Raw genomic sequence first — 26,047 nt, forward strand, 5'->3', positions numbered from 1 at the left:
GCCCCTCCGCGCCCGCGCTCAGCCGATGTTCACCGAGTACGCCTTGGTGTCCAGGCGCCCGGTCCCCTTGAAGACCTCGGTGCCCGCCTCGATGCCGGAGACGTACTTGTCGTCGCTCAGCAGCTTGCGGCGGACGAGGGCCTGGGTGAAGTCGTCCAGGTTCAGGTCCGCCTTGGTGGTGTTGGAGCGGCGGACGAAGGAGAACACCTTCCAGCCGATGTCACCGGTGTAGATGTCCCACATGGCCCCGCCGAGGCTGACGCTCCCGTACTTGGTGCCGAGCGGGCCCGCGCCGCCCTGCCGGTTGAGCCAGATCATGACCTCGTCGGTGGGCTGGTCCTGCCAGTCGGCGGTGTTCTTGGTGTGCAGCCACAGGTCGTAGGCGACGTTCATGGTGCCGGGGTTCGAGCTGACCGAGAACTCCCAGCTGGTCCGCACCGGCTTGCGGTCGCCGACCCGGAGGGGCAGCTGGGTGGCCGCCTTGTCGACCTTCCAGCCCCAGTGCCAGCCGAGCACGCTGCTCGCGTACGACTTGACGTCGTGGTCCTTGCCCGCCCCGCTGTTGGCCAGGCTGTAGCTGGTGCCCCACGAGATCGTCGAGCCCGAGCGGGAGTTGTCCCAGACGCACTGGGTGCCGGTGGCCTTCTCGCGGTTCCAGACGTTGTTGTTCACGTAGTACTTGCCGAGCGTGATCGTGTCGAAGTCCGTGCACTTCCTGGCCTCCTCCCCCGCCATCGCCACGGTCACGGAGGCCCCGACCGCGAGCGCGGTGACGACGGCCGCGCCGATCTTGGCCGTACGGGTCAGGCGAGGACGACGGTGTTGCATGGCGGTTCCTTCCGGGGGCGACGCGGTTACGGGTGCTGGTCGCCGCCGCACCCTCGGAAAGTTGCCTCCGAGTTCTAAACTGGGGGCGACAAGAGCGCCCTGAAGGGGCGCGGGGAACTGCGCGAGATGCCCCACGGACCCGCAGTCGCACCCCACACACCCCCACCACCCCTGAGGCGCCCGGCGAATAATCGAAGCGCTTCGACAACCTATGGACACCCATCCACCGCCGAGCTACTGTCGAGCCACCCTCACTCGCCCTTGTTCAGAGACAGCGCGCTGTCGAAGCGCTTAAACACGCTTGGAGAGCTGGATGGTCACCCTCGCCGAGGTCGCCCAGCACGCCGGAGTCTCGGCGAGCACGGTGAGCTATGTCCTCAGCGGCAAGCGGTCCATCTCCGCCGGCACCCGGCAGCGGGTCGAACGGAGCATCCAGGAGCTCGGCTACCACCCGAACGCGGGGGCCCGCGCCCTGGCGAGCAACAGGTCGAACATCGTCGCCCTGATGGTCCCGCTGCGCACCGACATGTACGTCCCGGTGATGATGGAGATCGCCATCGCGGTGGCCACCACGGCCCGTACGTACGGCTACGACGTGCTGCTGCTCACCGGTGAGGAGGGCCCGGACGCGGTGCGCCGGGTCACGGGCAGCGGGCTCGCCGACGCGATGATCCTGATGGACGTGGAGCTCGACGACGAGCGGCTGCCGCTGCTGCGCGGCACCGACCAGCCGTCGGTGCTCATCGGACTGCCGGCCGACACCAGCGGCCTGACCTGCGTCGACCTCGACTTCGGGGCGACCGGCGCGCTGTGCGTGGAGCATCTGGCGATGCTCGGCCACCGCGACATCGCCGTCATCGGCGAGGCACCCGCGGTGTACGAGCGGCACACCGGGTTCGCCGAGCGCACCCTCGACGGACTGCGTTCGCGCGCCAGGGAGCTGGGCCTGCGCGTGCTGCACCGCCCCTGCGAGGGCGGTTACGACGCGATGGCCGCGACCCTGGCCCGGATCTTCGACGAACGGCCCGGCACCACGGGGGTCGTCGTGCAGAACGAGTCCGCGGTGGAGCCGCTGCTCGCGCTGCTGCGGCAGCAGGGGCGCGCGGTGCCGGAGGACGTCTCGGTGATCGCGGTCTGCCCCGACCAGGTCGCCGTGCAGGCCTCGGTGCGGTTGACGTCCGTCGCCATCCCCGCCCAGGAGATGGGCCGCCGGGCCGTGGAGCAGCTGGTCGCCAAGCTGGAGGGCCGGGACACCGACGAAGTGGTGCTCCTCGCCCCCGAGTTGACGGTCCGCGCGAGCACGGGGCCGCTGTCCCCCACCGGCTGAGCCGACGTCGTAGTTCCCCTTCCGCTTCCTCCTTCGCTCCGCCTGCCTTTCCTCACTCCTCCCTTCCAGGAGACCTCTCGTGAATCAGCCTGCCGAGAACCAGACCCCGACGGGCGCGGTCAGCCTCGCCCAGTCCTCCCCCACCGTCGGCACGTTCCGTGAGCGGGACGGTGCCCTGGAGTGGAGCGGACGTCAGGAGACCCTGCGGATCGAGCCCTGGGGGCCGGACGCGGTCCGGGTCCGCGCCCGCCTCGGCGGCCCGGTCCTCGACGGGCTGCCGGGCGCCCTGCTCGACGAGGCCGAGTCCACCGAGAGCAGCGTCAAGATCGAGGACGGGCTGGGACGGCTGATCGTCGGCGCGCTGACCGTCGAGGTGAACGCGGAGGGCCTGATCCGCTACTGCCGCACGGCCGACGGCGGCGAGCTGCTGTCGGAGGCCCGCGCCCACTTCTGGTGGCCCGGCCCACGCCTCTACACGGCCGTCGGCAACGGCTACCACCGCCTGGAGCAGCGCTTCGCCGCGTACGACGACGAGAAGCTGTACGGCCTCGGTCAGCATCAGCACGGGCGGCTCGACCAGAAGGGGCTGGTGCTGGACCTGGTGCAGCGCAACGCGGAGGTCGGCATCCCGGTGCTCACCTCCAGCCGCGGCTACACCCTGCTGTGGAACAACCCGGCGATCGGCCGCGTCGAGCTGGCCGGCAACGGCACCCGCTGGGTCGCGGACTCGGCCCGGCAGATCGACTACTGGATCACCGCGGGCGATCCGGCCGAGGCGCAGCGCCGCTACAGCGCGGCGACCGGCCGTACGCCGATGTTGCCCCAGTGGGCGGCCGGGTTCTGGCAGTGCAAGCTGCGCTACCGCACCCAGGACGAACTCCTCGCCGTGGCCCGGGAGTACAAGCGGCGGGGCCTGCCCATCGACGTCATCGTGTGCGACTTCTTCCACTGGACGCATCTGGGCGAGTGGAAGTTCGACCTCGCCGAGTGGCCCGATCCGGCGGCCATGGTCCGTGAACTGGACGAGCTGGGCATCAAGTTGGTGGTGTCGGTGTGGCCGTCGGTGTCGCCGCTGAGCGAGAACCACCCCGTGATGGAGCAGCGCGGGTACTTCATCGGGACGCAGTACGGCCCGATGGCGCACGCCGACTGGCCGGACAAGGAGGTCGCGTCCACAGTCCAGGTGGCCTTCTACGACGCGACGAACCCGGAGGCCCGGGAGTTCGTGTGGTCGCGGGTGAAGGAGAACTACCTGGACCGGTACGGCATCAACGCGTTCTGGCTGGACGCCTGCGAGCCGGAGCTCAAGCCGGGCTTCCAGGAGAACCTGCGGTACTGGGCGGGGCCCGGTCTGGAGGTCGGCAACATCTATCCGGCCGAGAGCGCGCGCACCTTCTACGAGGGGCTGCGGGCGGCCGGCGAGGAGGAGATCGTCTCCCTCAACCGTTCGGCGTGGGCGGGCAGTCAGCGGTGGGGGGCCGCCCTGTGGTCCGGTGACATCGGGACGGACTTCCCGACGCTGCGGCGGCAGATCGCGGCGGGGCTCAACACGGCGCTGTCCGGCATCCCGTGGTGGAACACGGACATCGGCGGCTTCCACGGGGGCGACCCCGACGATCCGGCGTACCGCGAGGTGATGGTCCGCTGGTTCCAGTTCGGGGCGTTCTCGCCGCTGATGCGGCTGCACGGGTTCCGGGAGCCCGGGATGCCGCTGGGGCCGGACATGACCGGTGGGCCCAACGAGGTGTGGTCGTACGGTGAGGAGGCCGGGGCGATCCTGGAGGAGTATCTGCGGCTGCGGGAGCGGTTGAAGCCGTATGTGCTGCGGGTGATGCGGGAGGCCCACGAGGAGGGGCTGCCGGTGATGCGGCCGCTGTTCCTGGAGTTCCCCGAGGACGAGCGGGCCTGGTCCGTGGACGACGCGTATCTGTTCGGGCGGGATGTGCTGGTGGCGCCGGTGCTGGAGGCGGGGGCACGGCGGTGGACGGCCTACCTTCCGGCGGGGGCGCGGTGGACGGACGCGTGGACCGGGGAGACGTACGAGGGGGGCACGTCGGTGACCGTCGACGCGCCGCTGGAGCGGATCCCGGTGTTCCTGCGGGACGGGGCGTCCCTGCCGATCGCCGGGTAGCGCGCCTGTGGGGGCGCGGTCGCGTGCGGGGGCGACGCCGGGGACAGCGGCCCGGCGGCCCGGTCTACGCTATGGCGCCACGGCCATCCCATGATCCTCAGGGGGTGTGCGCGACCTCCGAGCGAGTGGAGATGACAGAGGATGAGCAGCCGTACGGGAGACTCCCGCGCAGTACGCGGGGGACGGCCCGGTCGTGGGCGCGGGCCCGCGCGCAGACCGGTTCATCGGACGCGTACGACGATACGGACCACCGGCGGGTACGCCGGGTCCGGCGGGTACGTGGAGGTGCCGAGGGCGGCGCCGGCGCCCTCGGAGCCGGTGGCCCCCCGGGGATTCCTGCCGGGGCCCGCGCGGCACATCGCGGTGTGGAGCGCGCTCACCCTGCTGGTGACGGGTGTCGTCTACGTGGGCGTGTGGATCTGTGTGACGTTCCAGACGGCGGTCACGCCCCTGCTGATCGCGCTGCTCGGCACGGCGCTGCTCGGCCCGTTGTACCGGCGGCTGGTGGCGATGCGGTTCAACAAGTCCCTCGCCGCGGGGCTGACCTGCGCGGCCGTGCTCGTGGTGATGGGCGGGGCCGCGTACATCGTGGTGGCCGCGCTGATCGACACCGGTGACCAGATCATCTCCTCGCTCAGGAACGCGGCGAAGTCGCTCAGCGCCGAGTTCGGGCCGGCCGGGACGTCGTTGGACGATCTCGCGAAGAACGCCAAGGAGCTGCTGTCGAAGTTCGGCGGCACCGCGGCCTCCGGGGTGCTCACCGGGGTCAGCGCGGTCAGTGGGTTCGTGGCCAGCGCGGTCCTGGCGATGCTGTTGATGTTCTTCTTCCTGCGGGACTCCGACCGGGCGGTCGCCTCCCTGCACTCGCTCGCGCCGCGCGGCAGCGGTGACACCCTGGAGGTGATGGCCCGGCGCGCGTTCCGGGCGATCGAGGGCTATATGCGCGGGACGACGCTCATCGCCTTCATCGACGGCGCCCTGATCGCCGTCGGCCTGCTGATCCTCCAGGTGCCGGGGGCCGTGGGGCTCGGCGCGCTGGTGTTCGTCGGCGCGTACATCCCGTATCTCGGCGCGTTCCTCTCCGGCGCGGTGGCGATCCTCGTCGCGTTCGCGGACCGCGGTCTGGTGACGGCGCTGTGGGCGGTCGGGGTCGTCTTCGCGGTGCAGCTGATCGAGGGGAACGTGCTGCAGCCGATGATCCACAGCCGGACCGTGCAGATGCACCCGGCGGCGATCCTGCTGGCCCTGACGGCGGGCGCCTCCATCGCCGGCATCCTCGGCATGCTCCTGGCGGTGCCGCTGGTCGCGGCGGCCACGGGGGTGCTGTCGGAGCTGCGGACACGGTACGGGGACGGGCAGGGGGCGACCGTCCCGGCGGAGTAGGCGTACGCGACGGTCCCGGGGCCCGCGTCGTGCCCCGGGGCCGTCGGCGGACGCACGGCGACACGATCCGGGGACCACTCCCCGTTTCCGATTATGCTGGGGGCCCCAGCCGGTCCGACGAGACGCGCGCCGTCCGTCGCTCCCCCGGAAAGGACACCCCTGTGCCCTCCACGCCGTCGGCCCTCGCCCTGGCCAACCTCTTGCTCCGGCCCACGCTCCGTTCCCGTCGCGATCCGGACCGGGTCCTCGCGCGGATCCTCGACCGGGCCGGGTGGGCGGAGGGCGACGAGGAGTTCGTGGACGGCTTCCGGTTCCTGCTGCGGCAGTGGGCGCGGGACACGGGCCTGTCCCCGGTCGGCTGGCAGTCGGCGCAGGCCCACGCCCGCCGGCATCTCACCAACCGGGCCCGGATCCGGCGGCTGATCGCCGAGAACCCGGCCATCGAGGAGGAGCCCGTCGAGCGCCCGGTGTTCGTGGTGGGGCTGCCGCGCACGGCCACCACGCTCACCCACGGCGTCCTCTCCCTCTCGGACGACCATCGCTGCCCACGGCTGTGGGAGTTGCTCGCTCCCGGTCTCGAACCGTCGCCCGAGCAGCGGCGGAAGGCGATCACGTCGGCGCGCCGGATGCTCGACGGCACCCATCGGCTCGCTCCGCGCTTCCGCGAGATCCACCCCATGACCGCCGAGGGCCCCGAGGAGGACACGTTCCTGCTGCCGCACGCCCTGGTGCCGCTGTCCCAGGCCCAGCTGCCGCGCTACCACGCCTGGCACTTCGAGCGGGACTTCGTCCCCGACTACCGCCACCTCAAGCAGGCCTTCCAGGTGCTCCAGTACGGCCGCCCGCGCCGCCGCTGGATCCTGAAGTCCCCCTTCCACACCGGCAATCTCGACGCCCTGCTCTCCGTGTTCCCGGACGCCACGCTGGTGTGGACGCACCGTGATCCGGTGACCGCCGTCGCCTCGTTCTGCAGCCTGGTCGAGGTGGGCATGGCCCTCTCCCGCCGGACGGTCGACCCGCACCACCTCGGCGCCACCTGGCTCGACCTGCTGAGCCGGTCGGTGCGGCGGGGCCTCGCCGCCCGTGCCGGGCTCCCCCGCGACACGGTGGTCGACGTGCCGTACTCCTCGCTCGGCACCGACCCGGCCGCGGGCGCCCCGAAGCTGTACGAGGCCATCGGCGCCCGCTGGACCGAGGCCGACGCCGCGCGGCTCCCGGCGGCCGCCACCCACTCCAGGGGCAGCCGGCCGCACCACTACGACCTGGCCCGCTACGGTCTGACCCGCGAGGGCGTCGAGGCCGAGTTCACGGAGTACAACGCGCTGCGGGCCGAGGTCGACCGGGCCTGAGGCCCCGGACGCGCCGGACCCCGGCCACCAGGCGGGGGCGGCTCCCCCCACCGGCGGCCGAGGTCGGGTGTGGGTGCTAGCCCACGACCCGGCCGACCTCGATCCGGTCGATGTTCGGCGCCCAGGCGCCCGGGTTGCCGAGGACGACCTTGTTGGCCCCCTTCTTCAGGTCGACGGGGACGCCCACGGTCCAGTAGTCGTCCCAGCCCCAGGTGTTCTTGAAGGTGACCGTGCGCGGTGCGCCGTCCCCGACGGTGATGTCCGCCGTGCGGGACATGATGTCGGTGTTGTAGGCGTGGCCGTTGTCGCGGCGGTCGTTGTGCGCGTAGTGGACGACGAGGACGTAGCGGCCCGGGGTGGGGGCGTCCACCGTGAACTCGGCGGTGGAGTCCGCGCCGTTGCCGAGCCAGCCGATGTACGAACCGGCCGAGGCGTGGGGGGAGTCGACGAGCCTGGCCCCGCCGGCGAGCGTGGCCGTGGCGCCCTCGTAGTTCAGGGTCCCGGTGGTCGAGCCGGCGCCCGTGACGTCGAGGGAGCGGACGGCGGTGTGCTTGGCGGTCGCGGTGATCCGGTTGTTGCCCGCGACCAGGTAGAGCCGCAGCGGCCGGTCGGGCACCGCCGCCACCGACTGGCCGTGCAGGGCGAGCGTCACCGGCGCCGACGCCCGGGGCACCACCCGGTAGTAGCCGTCGCGCGGGGCGTACACGTCGAAGACCGCCTTGTCGCCGGGGCGCAGCACGAGCGCGCCCATGCCGACACCGGCCGAGGAGGAGTAGTCGTACGACGGCTTCCCGCTGATGTCCGCGAGCGTGGCCTCGTAGGAGGCGGCGGGCTCGGCGGTGCGGGCGGTGAGGTCGATCCGGTCGAGGGTGACCTCGGTGTCGCCCTTGGCCAGGGTCAGCCGGTGGGTGCCCGCGGTGAGCCGGACGGTGAGGTCCTTCTTGGCGCGGTAGGTCCAGTTCTCGGTGGAGGGATAGGTGACCGTGACCGGCTCACCGCCGTCGACGGAGAGTTTCTGGGTGGCCGGGGTGCCGGACTGGTTGCCGTAGAGGATCGCCAGGTCGTAGGTGCCGTCCTTCGGGACGGACACGGTGAAGTCGACCTTGCTGCCGGGCTGGTTGAGCGAGCCGACGTCCTTGGTGCCGGAGGCGGCGTAGCCGTTGGCGTTGCTGACTGTGCCCTGGGTGTAGACCTTGCCGTCGGTGATGGCGGCGTCCTCGGCCTCGTAGGAGGCGGTCCAGGGGACGGAGGGCGCGGTGGGGGTGCCGGTGCCGCCAGGGGTGAGGACGACGCGGTAGGCCGACATCTTGTGCAGGCCGCGCAGCGGGACGGTCACCGTGCCGTCCCCGGCGATCCGCACCTTGGTACGGGACAGGACGCGCGGGGCGGCGTGCTGGCCCTCGTAACCGGACCAGGCGGCCTCGGCGACGGTCGCGGTGACCGTGCGTCCGAAGAGGGAGCGGGGGACCTTCCGGAGCACGACGTCGGTGTCGCCGGCGGAGCCACCGAGGATGACCTGGGCCTGGCGGCGGGCGGTGTCGAGGGAGGCGAGGCCCTGGAGGGTGTCGATCGTGTCGGCCTGCGGCGGGGTGACCCTGACGGTGTCGCCGGTCAGGCCCGCGTACCAACGGAACAGCCACCAGCCGCCGTTGGGGATGTTGGAGCGGACGACGTTGCCGTCCATGTTGCCGGCCGCGTCCCAGTAGGCCTGGTTGGCGTACACCTTGTTGCGCTCGAACATCGAGACCCACTGGACGAGTTGGCCCGGGACGGAGAGGTCGCGGCGGTTGGCGTACTCGTCGATGTTGATCTTCAGGGGCTTGATGCCCAACTGCCGCTCGATGTAACGGTAGTTGTCGTAGTGGCCCTGGAAGTCGCGCAGCGATCCGGAGCCCAGCTCGTGCCAGGTCATGATCTGTGGCAGGACGTTCTCGCGCTGGGCGAAGGCGAGGAAGTCGGTGATCAGGCGGGTGTGGTAGGCGGCCTCGTTGGGGCCGGCGATCCGGGCGTCGGGGTCGATGGCGCGGATGCGCTGGTAGACCGTCTTCCAGTCGCGGAAGAAACGGTCGCGGTTGATCTCGTACTGCGCCTGGTCGGCGACGTCGAGCTTGTACCAGATCTGGTCGGGCTCGTTGAACGGGATGTAGACGAAGCGGTCGCCGTTCGGGTCCGCCGACACCTCCTTGACGATCTTGTCGACCTTGGGGAGGTAGTCGTCGATGCCGAGGTCCTCGTAGGGCCACTTGGCGTAGATGTCCTGCATCATCACGTTGATCTCGCCGCCGCCGTTGCGGAAGAACGACTTGGAGACGGTGAGCGCGTCGCCGTTGGGGTGCTGGGCACCGCCCTCCGGCTTCTGCGAGATGCTGGTGATCTTCAGCGGCGCGAGGGCCGCGTCGCTGGGCACCCCGTCGTCGCTGAGCCCGTACAGCGCACCGTTGGCGCCGCGCATCACCGGGCCCTCGGAGGCGGAGAGGTCGACGGTGAGGCGCTGTGGGTCGGCGGCCGCTGCCGCTGCCGATCCGGTGGCGGGGAGGGTGCTGCCTGCCATGGCGGTGACTCCAAGTAGTGCTGTGAGCAAGGCGGTTCTGGTACGGGATCTCATGGAAGTGCTCGTACCGGTGTGGGGGCTCACGCTGCTGGACCTCCGGTCATTTGACGGCTCCACTGGTGATTCCGGACACGATCTTTCGCTGGCCGACGAGGAAGACGGCGACCATCGGCAGGCTCATCACCACGACGTACGCGAAGACGAGATGCCAGTTGTTGAGGTAGAGCTGGGCGCTCGCGACCTTGTAGAGGTTGAGCGGGAGGGTGGCCCGGTCGCCGCCGCCGAGGACGAAGAAGGCGTAGAAGACGTCGCTCCAGGCGTAGAGCATCACCATGATCGTCGCAGTGGCGATGACCGGCCGGAGGAGCGGGAGGACGATCCGCGCGAAGATCCGCAGCGGCTTCGCGCCGTCGATGCGGGCCGCCTCCTCCAGTTCCATCGGGATGGCGCGGATGAAGCCCGTCATGAAGAAGATCGACGTGGAGAGGTACATCCCGGTGTACACGGCGATCATCCCGGGCCGGGTGCCCGCCAGACCGAGCTGCCGCAGCTCCATCACGACGGTGATGACCGCGGGCGGCAGCAGCAGCCCGCTGATGCACAGCGCGTACGCCGCCGACACCAGCCTTGACTTGCGGCGGGCGAAGACCCAGGCGGCGCCCGCGCCGAGGACCAGCACGAGGACCACCGAAGGGACCACGACCAGCAGGGAGTTGAGGAGGCCGCGCAGCATCTCGCCCTGGGCGACGGCGTCCTCGTAGTTGGCGCCGGGCTGCCAGTGCGCCGGCGCGTCCAGGTTCGGCCTGATGGCCTCGGCCTGCGGCTTGGCGGAGGTGACGAGGACCAGCCACAGGGGGACGCCGACGGCGAGCCCGGCGAGGAGCAGAACCAGGGCCGGGCGGCCGTAGCGCCACAGCACCGCGCTCACAGCACCTGCTCCCTTCGGCGCAACCCGATGACCAGCGGAATCGCGACGGCCACCACGATCAGGAAGAGGACGAGGCTCATCGCCGAGGCCTGTGCGTACAGGCCCTGTCCGAAGATCCGGAACATGTAGATGTTGAACACCTCGGTGGAGGCGGCCGGACCGCCGCCGGTGGTGGCCTGCACGATGTCGAAGGTGTTCATCGAGCCGATGAGCGCCGTGGTGACGTTGAAGGTGAGGGCGGGGGCCAGCATCGGCCAGCGCACCGACCAGAAGGTCCGCCAGGGGCCGGCCCCGTCCATCCGCGCGGCCTCCAGCATGTCGCCGGGGATGCCCTTGAGCCCCGCCAGATAGATCAGCATCGACAGGCCCATCCACTTCCAGCCGTGGATGAGGGTGACCACGACGAGGGTCCACGTCGTCGAACCCAGCCAGGGAATGTCGGTGCCCAGGACCGCGTTGACGGCGCCGTCCTGGTCGAGGAGCGCCTGGAAGACGTACCCGGTGGCGAGGGCCGAGATGAGCACCGGCAGGAAGAAGACCGCGCGGAAGAACCGGTTGAAGCGGGTGTCGTCCTCCAGCAGCAGCGCCAGCCCCAGCCCGAAGGCGTTCTGGAAGACGGCCGCGAGCAGCGCGTAGAGCAGGGTGGTGCGGATCGCGCGGACGAGGGTGCCGTCGTCGGCGATGGTCGTGAAGGTGTCGAGGCCGGTGAAGGCGATGTCCGGGTGGTACGAGGACCAGTTGGTGAACGGGTAGTAGAAGTTGAGCAGGTTGGGCACCAGGAAGAAGCCCGCGAAGACGACGATCGCGGGGAGCGCGAACCACCAGGGGTGGTGCACGGCGGCGCGGGGCAGCCGCCCAGCCTTCCGGGATGCGCCTCTCATGGGCGCCTGTGCGCGTGTACGTACGGCCGTGTCCGCCATCGGTGAGCCCTGTCTCCCGCCCGCTAGAAACCGGGTGCGCCCTGGGCCTTGGCCACCTGCGCGAACTGGTCCTGGATGGCCTGGGCGACCTGCTGCGGGCTCTTCTTGTCGAAGAGCATGTCGGCGAGGTAGAGGTGTGTGTCCGGGGCGACGATCGCCTTGGCCTGGAAGACGCCGATGGCCGTGGGCAGGGCGGCGACCTGAGCCTTCGACGCCTCGGGGAGTCCGTCCGGGGTGGGCACGGAGGGCTGCACGGACGGGATCTTCATCGCCTTGATGTAGTCCGGGTAGTCGGGGCCGAGCCAGAAGGCGAGGAACTGCCGGGCCGCGTTCTGCCGCTTCTCGTCACCGGTGCGGAAGGCGACGACACCGTTGGTCTGGTCGGGCGAGTACAGGCCGGTGGCCGCCGAGTTGGCGACCGGGAACCAGCCGATCCTCCTGTCGATCTCCGCCGTGGAGTACTTGGCCTGCAACTGGCTCTGGAAGGAGGTGACGTTGAGGACCATGCCGGCCTCGCCCTTCCACAGGGCGTCGGCCTGCCCGGTGAAGGTGCCCGTCCGGTAGTTCTTCTGGGCGAGCCCCGCGTCGAGCAGCTTCTCCTTGTACTTCTTGATCGCGCCGACCACGACCGGGTCGGTCCACTTCTTCTTGTTCGCGTTGAGGTCCGCCCACCACTGCTTGTCGAGGTCGGTGAGCTGCACCTGCATCTGCCACTGGAGAGGCCACTTGTCGCCGCCGGCCTCGTAGAAGCCGGCCGCGTCGGTGCCGTCGACGACCTGGTGGCCGAGGGCGAGCAGTTCGTCGTAGGACTTCGGGAAGTCCTTCTCGGCGATGCCGGCCTTCTTGAAGACGTCCTTGTTGTAGTAGACGCCGAGCATGGCGGGGCTGGTGACGACGGCCGCGTACCGCTTGCCGTCGATGACGCCGAGCGACTTCTCCGTGTCGCCGAGCTTGGAGACCCACTTCTCGCCGTCGAGGGTGAGCAGGTTCTGCTGCGGCTGGACGAACGGGAGCGTGGAGACGGACGGCTGCCAGAACATCAGGTCGGGGCGGTCGCCGGAGGCCAGCTTGGTCGGCACGTTCGACTCGTAGGGGTCCGGGATCGCCTGCGTCTCCACCTCGGCGCCGGTGGCCTTCTCGAAGGCGTCGATGACCTGCCGGGGCGCGCCGACCGTGTTCTGCGCGGTCCACATGGTCAGCTTCACACCGTCGAGCCGGGCGGTGGGATCGACGGCCGTCCGCCCGGTGTCCGAGTCCGCGCCGGAGGCCCCGGCCGTGGGGTCACTGCACGCGGTGGCGGCCAGGCCGAGGGCACATATGAGGGCCAGCGTCGGGAGAGCTCTTGTTTTCATCACGTGCCTTTCGAGAACAACAGGTGGTTCAGGGCAGGGCAGGATGCGGAACAGCTGTGCGCGGGCGGGGAGTTCGGGCGGAGTGCCAGTGGACTTTCGAGGGGCGACTCGGGAGGCGACCGGAGGTCAAGGCTTCGCGGGCGGGGGCCCGACGCTCTCCCGCACCACCAGTTCCGGTACGGAGACGGGGTGCGGGGCGATCTGCGCGGACTCCTCGACCACCCCGTGCAGCAGGGCGAACGCGGCCCGTCCGAGGCCGGTGAAGTCCAGGCGCACCGTCGTGAGGGACGGGGTCAGATAGGCGGAGTGCGGGGCGTCGTCGAACCCGGCGACGCTGACCTCGCCGGGCACGGACCGGCCGGCCTCGTGGAGCGCGCGCAGCACACCGAGCGCGAGGTCGTCGTTGCCGCAGAGGATCGCGGTGACCGACGGGTCCCCGGCCAGCCGGAGGCCGGCCGCGTGCCCGCCCGCCGGGCCCCAACTCCCCTGCACCGAACGGGGTTCGGGCGCGCCGGCCTCCTTGAGCGCCTGCCGCCAGCCGGTGGTACGTGCGCTGGTCCGCCGGGTGCTGGACGGGATCGCGACATAGTGCACGGTCTCGTGGCCGAGCGCGAGGAGGTGCCGGGTCGCCTCGTAGGCGGCCGCGCGGTCGTCGGTCCACACCCAGGGGCGGTCGCCGTCGGGCGGGGCCGCGGGCGTCTCCACCACTCCCACGACCGGCAGGGCGGCGGGCACGGCTCCGAGCGCCGCGACACCGGCCGGATCGTAGGCGATCACGATGAGACCGCCGCCCGCGTCCGCCGCCCGCTGCACCTCGGCGGCGACCGCCGCCTCGTCCGCCGACTCCAGGACACCGATGCCGACCGCGTACGACGCCGCCCGCGCCGCCTCCTCCACGCCCTGGAGGATCGAGGCGTAGCCGTAGTGCGTGGTGTTCGCGGTCAGGACGGTCACGGCCCGGCTGCGCCCGCTGGCCAGGGCGAGCGCGGTGGCGTTGCGCCGGAAGCCCAGCTCGTCGATGGCCGCCATCACCCGTTCCCGTGTCGACGGCTTGACGCTCGGGTGGTCGTTGATCACCCGCGAGACCGTCTGGTACGAGACCCCGGCGGCGGTCGCGACGTCCCGGATGCTCGCCGGGCGCCTTGTGTGACCGGTCACATTCATGCCAGGATTGTGACCGGTCACACAGCGGGCGTCAAGAGAACGTAACGCCGGATTCACGCGGGCGCCTCCGGCTGCGGGCGCGCGGACGGGGTGGTCGGGGACGACTTCGGCGGCTGGGCCTCGGGCGGCTGGGGGCGGCTTGAGGCAAGGTGGCTCGGGACGGCCGCAGCGGCTCAGGGCTTCTCACGGGACGGGACGACCGGCAGCAGCTCCGGGGCCGCCGAGGTGGCTCGCTGGACGACTCGGGACGGCCAGGACGGCCAGGACGGCTCAGGAGGGGAAGCGACGTGGACTCGGGTGCGAGTGACTTCGGCGAAGGCGGTCCGGTGGGTGGTGTGGCAGGTGGGCCGCAGGGTGGGGCGGTTGGCGGCGTGGCAGGTGGGCCGGTGGACGGTCCGGCAGGTGGGCCGCAGGGCGATGCGGTGGATGGTGTGACAGGCGGGCCGATGGACGGTCCGACAGGTGGGCCGCAGGGCGATGCGGTGGATGGTGTGACAGGCGGGCCGGCCGGTGGCGATCGCCTGGGCGCGTCCTTCACCTGGGGGCATCCGGGTGTCGAGAGCGTCTTCGCGACGGCCTCCGACGGGACGCTGCGGCTGGTGCGGCTCGGACCCTCCGGCGACACCGTGGAGGTCGAGACCGCGCTGCCGCTCATCGAGTTGACCGCCTTCGGGCACGGCAGTGGCTGGTCCGGGCCGCGGTTCACGGGGACGGCGTTCGGGGCACGGCTCGTGTACCGGGGGCACCGGGGTGACACGGGGGCGGGTGACGGCGACCGTGTCGCCGACGGTGACGCGTGGACGCGGTTGACCGTCGAACTCCACGATCCCGACACCGGGTTGACCGCGTTCGTCGAGCTGTCCTCCCCCGCCGGGGTCGCCGTCCTCCGCTCCCGGGTGCGGCTGCGCAACGACGGGGCCGAGCCTCTCGTCGTGCAGTCCGTCAGCAGCCTTCTCCTCGGCGGGCTGCCCTCCCCCGACCTCCTGGACGTGCACCGGGCCCGCAACGACTGGCTCGCGGAGTGCCGTTGGTACGCCGAACCGCTGCGGGCGACGGTCGCCGACATCAACGTCGGCGCCCATCAGCACGACAGCAGGGCGGCGCTCGCCCTCACCGGACGCGGGAGTTGGCCCAGTGACGGGCATCTGGCGATGGGGGCGCTCTCGGAGCGAGGCGGGGACCGGGCCTGGGTCTGGCAGGTGGAGTCGCCGGCCGGTTGGCGCTGGGACCTGGGGGAACGCGAGCACGGCACGTATCTCGCGCTGAACGGGCCCACGGACGCGGAGCACCAGTGGCGGGTGCGGCTCGCACCGGGCGACGCCTTCACGACCGTGGCGGCGGCGCTCGCTCTCGGGGCGCGGCGCGGTTCGGGGCTCGACGACGCGTGGGCGGCGCTGACCGCGTACCGCCGTGCCGTCCGCCGTCCCCATCCCGACCACGACACACTTCCGGTCGTCTTCAACGACTACATGAACACGCTGATGGGCGACCCGACCACCGCGAAGCTGCTGCCGCTGATCGACGCGGCGGCGGACGCGGGCGCGGAGTACTTCTGCATCGACTCCGGCTGGTACGACGACACGGTGGACGGCGGCTGGTGGGACGGCGTCGGCGCATGGCTGCCGTCGGCGCGCCGGTTTCCGCCAAGAGGTGTGGAGGGCGAGGCTGCGGCGGAGGCGGGGGAGAACGGAACTGCGGCCGGGGCCGGAACCGAACCCGAGGCCGGAGCAGCCACCCCCTCCGACGGCGGGATCCGGGCCGTGCTGGACCGGATCCGGGAGCGCGGGATGGTGCCCGGGCTCTGGCTGGAGCCCGAGGTCGTCGGCGTGCGCAGCGCGGTCGCGGCAGAGCTGCCGCCGGAGGCCTTCTTCCAGCGCGACGGGGTGCGGCTGACCGAGCAGGGCCGTCACCAGCTCGACCTGCGCCACCCGGCGGCCCGCGCCCACCTCGACAAGACGGTGGACCGCATCGTCGGGGACTGGGGCGTGGGGTACCTCAAGCTCGACTACAACATCGTGGTCGACCCCGGCACGACCGCGCCGGGCGACCTCTCCCCCGGCGCCGGCCTCCTGGGTCACGCCCACGCCTACCTGGACTGGCTCTCCGACGTCCTCGACCGCTACCCGCACCTCGTCGTCGAGAACTGCGCCTCCGGCGGGATGCGGATGGACGGCGCCACCCTGGCCGTGACCCAGCTCCAGTCCACCAGCGACCAGCAGGACCCCCTCCGCTACCCGCCGATCGCCGCCGCCGCGCCCACGGCGGTCCCCCCGGAACAGGGCGCCGTGTGGGCCTATCCGCAGCCCGAGTACGAGGACGACCTGATCGCCTTCACCCTCGGCGGCGCCCTCCTCGGCCGTATCCATCTCTCGGGACACCTGAACCGCATGACGGAGGCTCAGCTCGGGCTCGTGCGCGAGGCGGTGGGCACGTACAAGGCGATCCGGGGCGACCTGGCCCGGTCCGTGCCGTTCTGGCCGCTCGGCCTGCCGGGCTGGACCGACGAGTGGCTGGCTCTGGGGATGCGGGCGCCGGACGGACGCGGACCGACGTACGTGTCCGTATGGCGGCGAGGCGGGGAGCCCGAAGTGCGGTTTCCCGTCCGGCACTTGGCGGACACGGTCCTCCCCGTGCGCGCGGAGTTCCTGCATCCGTCCACGGCGCGGACGGACTCGGCGGCCTCCTGGGACCCCACCACCTGCGAACTGCGGGTGTCGGTGCCACGCACCCCCGGCGTGCTGCTGATCCGTCTGACCCCGGAGGACCGGACCGGGGCCTAGGACGATCCGAGCCGGTGCCGCGTGGGGGCGGCACCGGCTCGGACTCGTACGCGGAGCAGCTACGGCGGCCTGTCGGCCACCGCAGGTCAGCTGCTGCTGACCGTCAGGTTGTTGGTGACGAAGTCCAGGCCGCCGGAGGACGAGGTGATCTCGAACCCGAACTGCACGTCGCCGATGGTCTCGTTGCCCATCCAGCCCTTGGTGTCCTTGATCCACTTGAGGATGGGGAGGATCTGGACGGTGCCGGAGCTCGAGTCCGAGGTGCGCAGGAACGAGAAGACCTCGTTGGCGCCGTTGCTGCCCTTGTAGACGCTCCAGGTGTGACCGCCGAGCGTCACATTGCCCTGTGCGGTGCCGAGCGGACCGACGGCCCCGTTGTAGTTGACCCAGAGCATGATCTCGTAGTCGTAGTCCGTGTCCCAGATGTCGTACGAGGTGTTGTACGCGCCCGAGGACGGGACGGTGACGTTGTAGCTGCTGTTCAGCGAGCCGAGCGAGGTGATCGTCTTGTTGATCACCTTCTTGGAGTCGGGGTACGACTTGATGCCGCCGGTGTTGGGGTGGTTGGCCCAGACTCCCCAGTTGGTACCGGAGTTGGCCCAGATGCACTGGCTGCCGGCGCCGGAGCCCCAGATGTTGTTGTAGAGCGTGTAGCCGTTCAGGCTGGTGTTGCCCCACTGGTCGCAGGAGTTCCAGACGGCGGCCGAGGCGGGGGCGGAGGCGAGGCCGATCGTGGCGCCCAGCGCGAGCGCCGGGGCGAGCAGGGCCTTGCCGATCCGGCCCAGGGTGCGGGTGCGTACTGCCATGGGTGTCGGTTCCTTCCATGGGTGGGGGGAGGTGCGGGGTGGGGAGCTACCGCGGCCTCGCGGTGAGGACGCGGTCTTCTCCGGCGACGAGGCCGACCGCTGCCGGCGTTCGTGCGACCGGGGCCGGGCAGTGCCGACGTCCGGCCGAACGCCGCGCGCGTCCCGCCGCCGGAGAAAGTCATGGGCACGGCTTCAGTACCGCCACGCCGTACCGGCCGAGCGTCAGCGATCCGGTGACGGTCGTTTCCGTCAGCAGGTCACGGTGGGTGCCGGGTACGTCGACGGTGATCTCGTCGCGGCCGTGGTTGAGCACGAACAGCGCCTCGCCGCGCCGTACCGCCTCGACCCCGGCGGGCAGTCCGTCGAGGACCGGCCGTACCCCGGCGTCGGCCGCGATCCGCCCCAGCAGGTGGCGCAGTTCGTCCGGTTCGGGCAGCGTGGAGACGTACCAGGCGCGGCCCTTCCGCAGCACCGCCGGCAGGCCGTCGAGTTCGCCGCCCTTGTAGGGGACGACCTCGTCGGCGTCCGCCGCCTCGATCTCCTCGGACCACAGCGTCCCCCGGAAGACACCGCGGGCGCCGTCGCACTCGACCTCCTCCCCCGCGTCCAGCGGCCACCACTCGTGCAGGGTGCGGATGCCGAAGAGGTCGCGGAGCCGGGCGTCCATGCCGCCGGGGCGCACCCGGTCGTCCTCGTCGGCGACGCCGGTCAGGAAGCCGCTGACGAGGGTGCCGCCGCCTCGTACGTACGCGAGGAGGTTGTCGACGGCCGCGTCCGTGAGCAGGTAGAGCTGCGGGACGACGACGAGCCGATGGGCGGAGAGGTCGTGCTCGGGGTGGGCGAAGGCCGTGGTGAGGTTCGCCTCCCACAGGGCGCGGTGCCAGGAGCGTACGACCTCGGGGAGATCCACCTCGGACGAGAGCCGGCCGTCGTGGGCGCCGGCCCACCAGGAGTTCCAGTCGAACAGCACGGCGATCTCGGCGTCGAGGTGCCGGCCCGTCACCTCCGGTGCGACGACGGCGAGTTCGCGGCCGAGCCGCTTCACCTCCTGGTAGGTACGGCCCTGTTCGCCCGCGTGACCGACCATGCCGGAGTGGAACTTCTCCGCGCCCTGCCGGGACTGCCGCCACTGGAAGTAGCAGACGGCGTCTGCCCCCCGGGCGACGGCCTGGAAGGACCACAGACGGTTGAGCCCCCGGGGTTTGGGATGGTTGACGCCGCGCCAGTTGACGGGTCCGGCGGCCTGCTCCATCAGCATCCACGGGCCGCCGCCCGCCTGGGAGCGGGTCATGTCCTGCACCAGGGCGCCGTGCTGCGCGCCGAGCGGATCACGCGGGTCGGGGTAGATGTCGACCGAGACGACGTCCTCCTCCTCGGCCCACCGCCACGCGTCCTGGCCCACCCACATCGGCATGAAGTTGGTGGTGACCGGCAGGTGGGGGGTGTGCCGGCGGACGATGTCGCGCTCCATGACGTAGCACTCCAGGAGCATGTCGCTCGTGAAGCGTTTGAAGTCGAGCACATGGACCGGGTTCTTCATGTAGTGGGCACGGCGCGGCGGCAGGATCTCGTGCCAGCCGTCGTAGCCCTGGCTCCAGAAGGCGGTTCCCCAGGCCTCGTTGAGTGCGTCGAGGGTCCCGTACTTCCGTTCCAGCCATGCCCGGAACGTCCTCGCGGCCTCGTCGCCCCAGTCGTAGGTGCAGTACTCGTTGTTGATGTGCCACATCGTGAGGGCCGGGTGGTCGCCGTAGCGGGCGGCGAGATCCTCGGTGATGGCGGCGGCGTGACGGCGGTACACGTCGCTGGAGTGCGAGAAGTGCTGCCGGGAGCCCCACCACTCGATCTGGCCGTTCTCGTCGCGCGGGAGGGTCTCGGGGTGCAGGCGTCCCAGCCACGGTGGCGGGGAGGAGGTGGGGGTGGCGAGGACGACGCCGACGCCTGCTGCGTGCAGCAGGTCCATCAACCGGTCCAGCCAGCCGAACTCCCGCGCCCCGGGCCGGGGTTCGATCCTCGCCCAGGAGAAGACGCCGACGGTGACGGAGTTGACGCCCGCCTCCCTCATCAGGCGTACGTCCTCGTGCCACGTCTCCTCGGGCCACTGCTCGGGGTTGTAGTCGCCGCCGAAGAGGACGCGGCCCCGGGTGGCGTCGGCCAGGGACGGGCCCGTCCGCTCCGGCATCAGACCGGCTCCCCGTACTGGATGCCGCGCCCGTTCGTGGCCAGGTACACCCGGCCGTACACGCGCGGGTCGCCGACGACGACCTCGCCGGTCCAGCCCCACTGGTGGGCGTCGTCGTTGATCCGGGTCCAGGTCTTCGCGCCGTCGTCGGAGCGGAGGACGGCGGTGCCGGTCCCCGTCGAGCCGACCTGGTAGATCGCCGGGTAGTCGGCGCCGGCGGCGGCCTTGCCGAAGCCGAGGGTGTGCGAGGCCCGGCAGCTGTCGACCTTCACGAAGGTGACCCCCGCGTCGGTGGACCGGTACAGCCCGTTGTCCTTCACGCTCAGCCACAGGTCCCCGCCGCGTCCGGGGGCCGCGACCAGCTTGAACTGGCTGTCCCCCCGCGGCAGTCCGGTCGCGCGGGCCGCGAAGGACGCGCCGCCGTCCGTGCTGGCGTACAGCGTGCCCGCGTCGGTGTCGAAGGCGTAGAAGCGCGTCCGGTCGACCGGGTCGGCGACCGGCGTGGCGCCCTTCGGGAAGGAGGGGATCTCGGTCCAGGTCGCGCCGTGGTCGGCGGAGCGGTGGGCCGGGTACTTGGTGCCGTCCCAGTGCACGAAGGACCACAGCAGCACACTGCCGTCGGCGTTGACGGCGATCGGCCCCGGTGCGTTCTTGGCGATGTCGGGCTGGGCCGCGAAGGGGGCCCAGGTCCTGCCGCCGTCCTCCGAGTGGGCGCCGTTGCCGTGGTCGCCCCAGCCGGTGCGGACCACGTACGAGGGCTTCGCCGAGGCCTGCGCGAGTCCCGTCGACGACCCGAACACCGGGTTCGACGCCATACCGCGCGACGGGGACGCCGTGAGGCGTTCGTGGTACATCGTGCCGATGTCACCGGATCCGCTCAGCAGATGCGCCTGCCCGACCGGAGGCGAGATCAGCTGGCGCACGGACGTCTCCTCCAGCCCCCGGGTCTGCGGCGCCCAGTGCTTCAGGTCCCGGGTGCCGTAGAGGGTCGCGCCGGTGCCGTACACGAGGTGCTGGGAGTCGTACGGGTCGAGGGCGAGCGCCTGGATCCACCAGCCGAACTTCGGTGTGTCGGCCCCCCACTTGAGATAGGGGGTCTCGGACACGTCGAGGACGGCGGAGTCCTTGAGGGACGTCCAGGTGCGGCCGCCGTCCGTGGACCGGAACAGGGTGTCGATCTCGGCCCAGCGGTTGTTGGTGGACACGACGACCGTGCCCGGGCGGCGGGCGTCGACGTCGACCCCGCCGTAGCCGAAGGTGTCGCTGCCGCCGTCGGTCGTGGTGCCGCCCGGCTTCACCGGGGTCACCTCGGTCCAGGTGCCGGTGGTGGTGCGCAGCTTGTGCACACTGCCGTCGGACTGGCCGTTGGGGCCGGGGGCGTCGGCGTACGTCACATACAGCTCACGGGTGTGCCGGTCGTACGCGGCGCGGATCGGGACCTTGGCGGAGGTGCCGCTCGGCTGGCCGGGGACGGCCTCCCAGGTGGTGCCTTCGGTCGTGCGGTAGAGGTTCTTGGTGGTGCCGTCGCCGTCGCCCCAGCCGACGTAGAGGGTACGGCCCGCGGCGACGAGGAGGGTGACTCCCTGCCCGGTGCTGCTCGGGGTCGCCGGGAAGCCGGTCGCGGGCGCCCAGGTGGCGCCCCGGTCCGTCGATCTGAGCAGGCCCTCGTGCCGGGTGCCCAGCCACAGGGTGTCGCTGTCGCGCGGGTCGACGAGGAGACGCTCGCCCGTGCCCCGGCCGTCCTCGTTGGCGCCGAGCTTGACGGTGAGGTCGCTGCGGGCCCAGGTGGCGCCGCGGTCGTCGGAGCGCAGGATCGCGCCGTTGCCGGCCCAGGGCTGGGCGTAAGTGCCGAGGGCGAGGTAGACCCGGTCCGGGTGGGCGGGGTCGAGGGCGATGGCCTCCACGCCGAGGAGGTTCCAGTCGTCCCAGCCGAGGTGGTCCGCCAGCGGGATCCAGCGGGCCTTGCGGTCGTCCCAGCGGTAGGCGCCGCCGATGTCGGTACGGGCGTAGGCGAGACCGCGCCTGGCCGGGTGGAAGAGGACGCCGGTGACGAATCCGGTGCCGCCGATCACCGCGTTGCGCCAGCGGTAGCCTCCGGCGGCTCTGCCGGTTCGGGCCTCGGCGTGGGGCTCCGCGTGGGGCTCCGCCGCGTGGGCCGGGGTGCCGAGGGTGGGGAGCGCCGTGAGGGCTGCGGTGGTTGTGGTCGCGGCGAGTACGGTGCGGCGGGTGGGGCGGGAGGTGGGGTGGGGGGTGTGCATGGCAAACCTCGTTCGTACGGTGTGTGGGTGGGCGCCTGATGACTCGGGGGGGGCGGTGCGATGGCGAGTGCGGCGCGGTGGGGGTTCTCGCGCAGTTCCCCGCGCCCCTGAAAAAGCAGGGGCTGCGCCCCGTGCTTTTCGGCCCGAAGGGCCGGAGGCCCTTTAGGAGCGCGGGGAACTGCGCGAGAAGCACCGCCGGGCCCGCAGCCGCCGACGAACCCGAACCCCCGGGTCCATGGGCGCCCCGGTCAACCCTTGACCGCGCCGGTCAGCATCCCCTTCTTGAAGTGCTTCTGGACGAAGGGGGAGAGCACGGCGACAGGCAGCAGGGCCATGACCATGACCGCCATCTGGATGGCCAGCGGTGAGAGTTGGCCAGTGTTGATCTGGGCGGAGAGGCCGACCGGGCGTTCCTGTTTCTGGACGAGTTGGATCATGACGTTCTGTAGCGGCATCATGTCCTGGTCGGTGAGGTAGATGGAGGCGTTGAACCAGGCGCTCCAGTAGCCGACCGCGTAGAAGAGGGCGATGACCGCGAGGACCGCACGGGAGAGCGGCATCACGATCTGCCACAGGATGCGCCAGTCGCCGGCCCCGTCGATGCGGGCGCTGTCGATGAGTTCCTGCGAGATGCCCATGAAGAACGCGCGCAGGACCAGGATGTTGAAGACGCTCACCGCGCTGGGGAGGATCAGGGCGAGGTAGGTGTCGGTGAGGCCGAGGCCCTGGACCAGGAGATACGTGGGGATGAGGCCCGCGCCGAAGAACATCGTCGCGAGCAGGGTCATCAGGATCCAGCGGTGGCCGAGCGAGCCGACGCGGGAGAGGCCGTAGGCGCACAGGACCGAGACGGTCATGCTGAACAGGGTGCCGACGAGGGTGATGCCGACACTGACCAGGGCGGCCCGCTGGACCTGGCCGCCGCTGAGGAGTTCCTGGTAGGCGATGAAGGTGACGCCCTTGGGGACGACGACCAGACCGCCCGCGTCGTCGATGGTCTTCTTCGTCTGGAGGCTGGTGACGATGACGATCCACAGGGGGAAGAGGATCACGAAGCAGGCGAAGCCCAAGGCGATGCCCTTGCCCGCGAGTCCCGCCTTCGCGGGTTCCTCCTCCCAGACCGGGCGGGGCGGTGCGGCCCAGCGGCTCGGCCTCGGTGCCGTCGGCCGCCCGTCGGCCTGCCCGGCGGTCCTGGCCGTCTCGTCGACGAGTGCGCTCATTTCTTGTACACCCCCTGCTCACCCATGAGATGGGCGACCTTGTTGGCGGTCAGGACCAGCGCGAGGCCGACCACGCCCTTGATGAGTCCCGCCGCGGCGGCGTAGCTGAAGTCCTGGTTGCGGATGCCGTTCCACCACACGTAGGTGTCGAGGACGTCGGAGGCGTCGACGCCCACCGCCTGCCGTTGCAGAAGCAGTTGTTCGAATCCGACGGTGAGGGCGTCGCCGACCCGCAGCACCAGCAGCAGGGCGATCACCGGGCGCAGGGCGGGCAGGGTGATGTGCCACATGCGCCGCCAGCGCCCGGCGCCGTCCATCGCTGCGGCCTCGTACAGGTCGTGGGAGACGGAGGAGAGCGCGGCGAGGAAGACGATGATGCCCCAGCCGGCGTCCTTCCAGATCATCTCCACCGTGACCAGGTACTTGAAGATCTCCGGGTTGGTCATCAGGTCGAAGCCGTCGTAGCCGTGTTGGCGGAGCGTCTGCGCGATGACGCCGGCCCCGCCGAAGATCTGCATGAACACGGTGACGACGAGGACCCAGGAGAAGAAGTGCGGCAGGTACATGATCGCCTGGGCGACCGCCCGGATCCGGGGCCTGACGATGCTGTTGATGAGCAGCGCCAGCAGGATCGGGATGGGGAAGAACAGCACGAGCTGGAGGAAGAACAGCACGAAGGTGTTCTGCACCGCGTGCCAGAAGGCCGAGTCCGCGAAGATTCGTTCGAACTGCTCGACGCCGACCCAGGGGCTCTGGAAGATGGCGATGAAGCCGTTCTCGCTGAGGTACGGGTCGTAGTCCTGGAAGGCGACCACATTGCCGAGAATCGGTATGTAGTTGAAGACCAGGATCAGCAGGACGGCCGGCAGCGTCATCAGGATCAGCGTGCGGTCGCGCCGGAATCTGAGGCGAAGGCCCAGCCTGCCCGCGCGTGCGTCTCCCCCGGACGGGGGGCGGGCGCTGGACCCGGCGTCGTCGGACGCCACCGGGGTCGTCTCGGGGTTCTTGGCCCCGGCCCTCGCCCGGGGCACCGTGCTGTGGGACACGGCCTTCTCCTCGCCTCGGCCCCGGGTCAGTTCGCCGAACCGGTGTCGTCGAGCAGCTTCTTGTACCAGTCGCGCAGACCGTCGCCGCCCTTGCTCTTCCAGTCGGAGACCGCCTGCTGGACGTCGCTGATCTTCTTGCGCCCGCGTACCACGTCGTCCTCCAACTGCTCGAAGTTGTCGGCGAGGTTGGCCCAGCGGTTGGGCTCGGTGACGGTCAGACCGAAGAACGAGGTCTTCTTGGTGAAGGCGCCCATGCGCTGCATCCACTCGACCATGCCCTTGGTGACCTCGGGGAAGTCGGGGTAGGCGGTGTACGGCGCCGGGTTGCCGGTGTAGTCGTAGGCGCCGTTGACCTCGTTGACGCCCGCGGTGGTCTTGACCGGCAGGCCCTTCTTCATGTCGTAGTCCGTGCCCTCGACGCCGTAGGAGGTGAGCATGAACTCCTTGGTGCCGTAGGGCGCGGCGCAGTAGTTGGCGAGGGCGAGGAAGTCCTTGATCTGCTGCTCGGTCGCCTTCTTGCTGACGAAGGTGAAAATGTTGGCGGGCTGCACCGCCCACAGGCTGGGGTCGCCGCCGTCGGGGCCGAAGATGTCGAACGCGGCCATGTCGAAGTCGGACTTCTGGGTGGCCTGTTCGGAGACCGAACCCCACCAGGCGGAGATGTTGCCGTTGAAGACGAGGGACTGACCGGCGGTGAACCGGTTCCTGGCGTCGCCGCCCGCCTTGCCGGAGACCGCGTCCGGGTGGACCACCTTGGCCGCGTAGAGCTTGCGCGTCCACTCCAGCGCTTCGAGGTACTCCTCGGTCTCGACGCGGTTGACCAGTTTGCCGTCGACCATGTTCCACCACAGCGCCTTGTCGCTGCCGGGGAAGACGCCGAAGACGTTGAACGCCGTCCACTTCATGTCGTCGCAGGCCCACACCTTCGCCTTGGCGTCGGTGGCCTCCTTCGCCCAGGAGAGGAACTCGTCGGGGCTCGTCGGGACGCTGTAGCCCTTCTTCGCGAAGATGTCCTTGCGGTACATCGGCGCGATGTCCGTGACGTACGGGGCGGGCATCGGCACCGCGCGCAACTGGCCCCCGAAGATGCCGCGCTGCCAGGCCTCGGAGGGGACGGCCGCGAGGTTCGGGTATGCCTTGACCTTGTCGCCGGAGAGGTAGGGGCCGAGATCGGCGAACTTGGCGTTGATGGCGCTCGGTATCTTGCCCATCAGGTTCCAGCCGGGGACCACGACGACGTCCGGGATGTCGCTGGAGGCGAGGACCGCGCCGAGCTTCTGGTCGTAGGTGACGCCGTCCTGGTTCTGCCAGGTGACCTCTACGCCGACGGCCGCGTTCATCGCCGAGTAGTACGGGTTGTCGCCCTTGGGCGGAGTGCCCCAGAACGGGGACATGATCTTGAGCTTGCCGCCACTGCCGAGCTTCTTCGGGACCGAGGTCTTCAGGTCGGCGGTCGCGATCGCCTTGGTGAAGCCGGCGGGCGCGCCGTTCTTCGCCGGGATGTCGGGCGCCACCACGTTCGACGCGACGAACGCGGGAAGGAGCTTCTTCGCGTCCTTGCCCGACGTCGTGCCCTCCTTGCGGCCCTCCTGCGAGCCGCCGCAGGCGGACAGCAGTGGCACGCCCCCCGCCACTACGGCGGTGGCGACCGCCGTGGAGGCGAGGAAGCTTCTCCGGCTGGGCGCGGCGGAGGTGGCGGAGTTCGGCGTCATTGCGTCAACCCTTCATGGCGCACACCAGGACACCCGGCGGTGGCCGTCGGCTGCGGTGTCTGAGTGGAACTGGCTGTGCTGAAGCGGTGAACCCTCGAGCGGCGGAGGGAGGT

At 70.8% G+C, this 26,047-nt stretch carries 18 protein-coding genes; 5 read left to right on the forward strand and 13 right to left on the reverse strand.

Translation table 11 applies throughout. The features are described from left to right. Nucleotides 1-18 precede the first annotated feature (18 nt). A complete protein-coding gene (locus tag ACZ52C_RS28530) occupies nucleotides 19-828 on the reverse strand; it encodes a GH12 family glycosyl hydrolase domain-containing protein (RefSeq protein WP_469077454.1) in 810 nt (269 codons plus the stop codon). A gap of 313 nt (nucleotides 829-1,141) precedes the next feature. On the opposite strand from ACZ52C_RS28530, the gene ACZ52C_RS28535 reads away from it, so the two are divergent. The 4 genes from ACZ52C_RS28535 to ACZ52C_RS28550 all read left to right on the forward strand — a co-directional run bounded on the left by ACZ52C_RS28535 (nucleotide 1,142) and on the right by ACZ52C_RS28550 (nucleotide 7,018). Then, complete coding sequence (locus tag ACZ52C_RS28535; protein ID WP_469077455.1) at nucleotides 1,142-2,155, forward strand: LacI family DNA-binding transcriptional regulator; 1,014 nt, start codon at nucleotides 1,142-1,144, stop codon at nucleotides 2,153-2,155. Nucleotides 2,156-2,234: 79 nt separating this feature from the next. Then, a complete protein-coding gene (locus ACZ52C_RS28540) occupies nucleotides 2,235-4,286 on the forward strand; it encodes a glycoside hydrolase family 31 protein (RefSeq protein ID WP_469077456.1) in 2,052 nt (683 codons plus the stop codon). Between the two features lie 318 nt (nucleotides 4,287-4,604). Continuing rightward, the gene (locus tag ACZ52C_RS28545; RefSeq protein WP_469077457.1) at nucleotides 4,605-5,669 is read left to right on the forward strand and encodes an AI-2E family transporter; all 1,065 of its coding nucleotides are present in this window, start codon (nucleotides 4,605-4,607) and stop codon (nucleotides 5,667-5,669) included. Between the two features lie 161 nt (nucleotides 5,670-5,830). Continuing rightward, a complete protein-coding gene (locus ACZ52C_RS28550; protein ID WP_469077458.1) occupies nucleotides 5,831-7,018 on the forward strand; it encodes a sulfotransferase family protein in 1,188 nt (395 codons plus the stop codon). Between the two features lie 76 nt (nucleotides 7,019-7,094). On the opposite strand, the gene ACZ52C_RS28555 is transcribed toward ACZ52C_RS28550, so the two are convergent. The 6 genes from ACZ52C_RS28555 to ACZ52C_RS28580 form a co-directional block, all read right to left on the reverse strand. Then, the gene (locus tag ACZ52C_RS28555) at nucleotides 7,095-9,569 is read right to left on the reverse strand and encodes a carbohydrate-binding protein (protein ID WP_469077459.1); all 2,475 of its coding nucleotides are present in this window, start codon (nucleotides 9,567-9,569) and stop codon (nucleotides 7,095-7,097) included. 100 nt (nucleotides 9,570-9,669) lie between these two features. Next, the gene (locus ACZ52C_RS28560) at nucleotides 9,670-10,497 is read right to left on the reverse strand and encodes a carbohydrate ABC transporter permease (protein ID WP_469077460.1); all 828 of its coding nucleotides are present in this window, start codon (nucleotides 10,495-10,497) and stop codon (nucleotides 9,670-9,672) included. Then, nucleotides 10,494-11,417, reverse strand: a complete 924-nt coding sequence (locus tag ACZ52C_RS28565) for a carbohydrate ABC transporter permease (RefSeq protein ID WP_469077461.1) — start codon at nucleotides 11,415-11,417, stop codon at nucleotides 10,494-10,496. Before ACZ52C_RS28565 ends, ACZ52C_RS28560 begins: the two co-directional genes overlap by 4 nt. A 23-nt stretch (nucleotides 11,418-11,440) precedes the next feature. Further along, on the reverse strand, nucleotides 11,441-12,769 hold the full coding sequence (locus tag ACZ52C_RS28570) for an ABC transporter substrate-binding protein (RefSeq protein WP_469077462.1): 1,329 nt from the start codon (nucleotides 12,767-12,769) through the stop codon (nucleotides 11,441-11,443). Between the two features lie 126 nt (nucleotides 12,770-12,895). Next, nucleotides 12,896-13,933, reverse strand: coding sequence for a LacI family DNA-binding transcriptional regulator (locus tag ACZ52C_RS28575; RefSeq protein ID WP_469077463.1), 1,038 nt, complete (start codon nucleotides 13,931-13,933; stop codon nucleotides 12,896-12,898). 173 nt (nucleotides 13,934-14,106) lie between these two features. Further along, a complete protein-coding gene (locus ACZ52C_RS28580) occupies nucleotides 14,107-14,481 on the reverse strand; it encodes a hypothetical protein (protein WP_469077610.1) in 375 nt (124 codons plus the stop codon). On the opposite strand from ACZ52C_RS28580, the gene ACZ52C_RS28585 reads away from it, so the two are divergent. Next, nucleotides 14,380-16,713 (forward strand): glycoside hydrolase family 36 protein, encoded by a 2,334-nt coding sequence (locus ACZ52C_RS28585; RefSeq protein WP_469077464.1) that lies wholly within the window; start codon nucleotides 14,380-14,382, stop codon nucleotides 16,711-16,713. The two genes, ACZ52C_RS28580 and ACZ52C_RS28585, sit on opposite strands and share 102 nt — an antisense overlap. Nucleotides 16,714-16,799: 86 nt before the next feature. Here the strand turns inward: ACZ52C_RS28585 and ACZ52C_RS28590 are convergent, their stop codons facing one another. From ACZ52C_RS28590 to ACZ52C_RS28615, 6 genes are all read right to left on the reverse strand, one after another. Then, nucleotides 16,800-17,519: a glycoside hydrolase family 12 protein gene (locus ACZ52C_RS28590; protein WP_469077465.1), complete on the reverse strand. Its 720-nt coding sequence runs from the start codon at nucleotides 17,517-17,519 to the stop codon at nucleotides 16,800-16,802. A 178-nt stretch (nucleotides 17,520-17,697) separates the two neighbouring features. Next, nucleotides 17,698-19,698 carry a beta-galactosidase gene (locus ACZ52C_RS28595; RefSeq protein WP_469077466.1) on the reverse strand — a complete coding sequence of 667 codons (2,001 nt, stop codon included), beginning with the start codon at nucleotides 19,696-19,698 and terminating at the stop codon, nucleotides 17,698-17,700. Next, entirely contained in the window at nucleotides 19,698-21,956 is a 2,259-nt protein-coding gene (locus ACZ52C_RS28600; protein ID WP_469077467.1) for a 1,4-beta-glucanase, read from the reverse strand. Before ACZ52C_RS28600 ends, ACZ52C_RS28595 begins: the two co-directional genes overlap by 1 nt. A gap of 248 nt (nucleotides 21,957-22,204) precedes the next feature. Next, the gene (locus tag ACZ52C_RS28605) at nucleotides 22,205-23,176 is read right to left on the reverse strand and encodes a carbohydrate ABC transporter permease (RefSeq protein WP_469077468.1); all 972 of its coding nucleotides are present in this window, start codon (nucleotides 23,174-23,176) and stop codon (nucleotides 22,205-22,207) included. Beyond that, nucleotides 23,173-24,222, reverse strand: coding sequence for an ABC transporter permease (locus tag ACZ52C_RS28610; RefSeq protein WP_469077469.1), 1,050 nt, complete (start codon nucleotides 24,220-24,222; stop codon nucleotides 23,173-23,175). Before ACZ52C_RS28610 ends, ACZ52C_RS28605 begins: the two co-directional genes overlap by 4 nt. Before the next feature lie 26 nt (nucleotides 24,223-24,248). Beyond that, nucleotides 24,249-25,934 (reverse strand): type 2 periplasmic-binding domain-containing protein, encoded by a 1,686-nt coding sequence (locus ACZ52C_RS28615; RefSeq protein WP_469077470.1) that lies wholly within the window; start codon nucleotides 25,932-25,934, stop codon nucleotides 24,249-24,251. Nucleotides 25,935-26,047 lie beyond the last annotated feature (113 nt).

Source organism: Streptomyces sp. NPDC034049 (genome assembly GCF_055575575.1).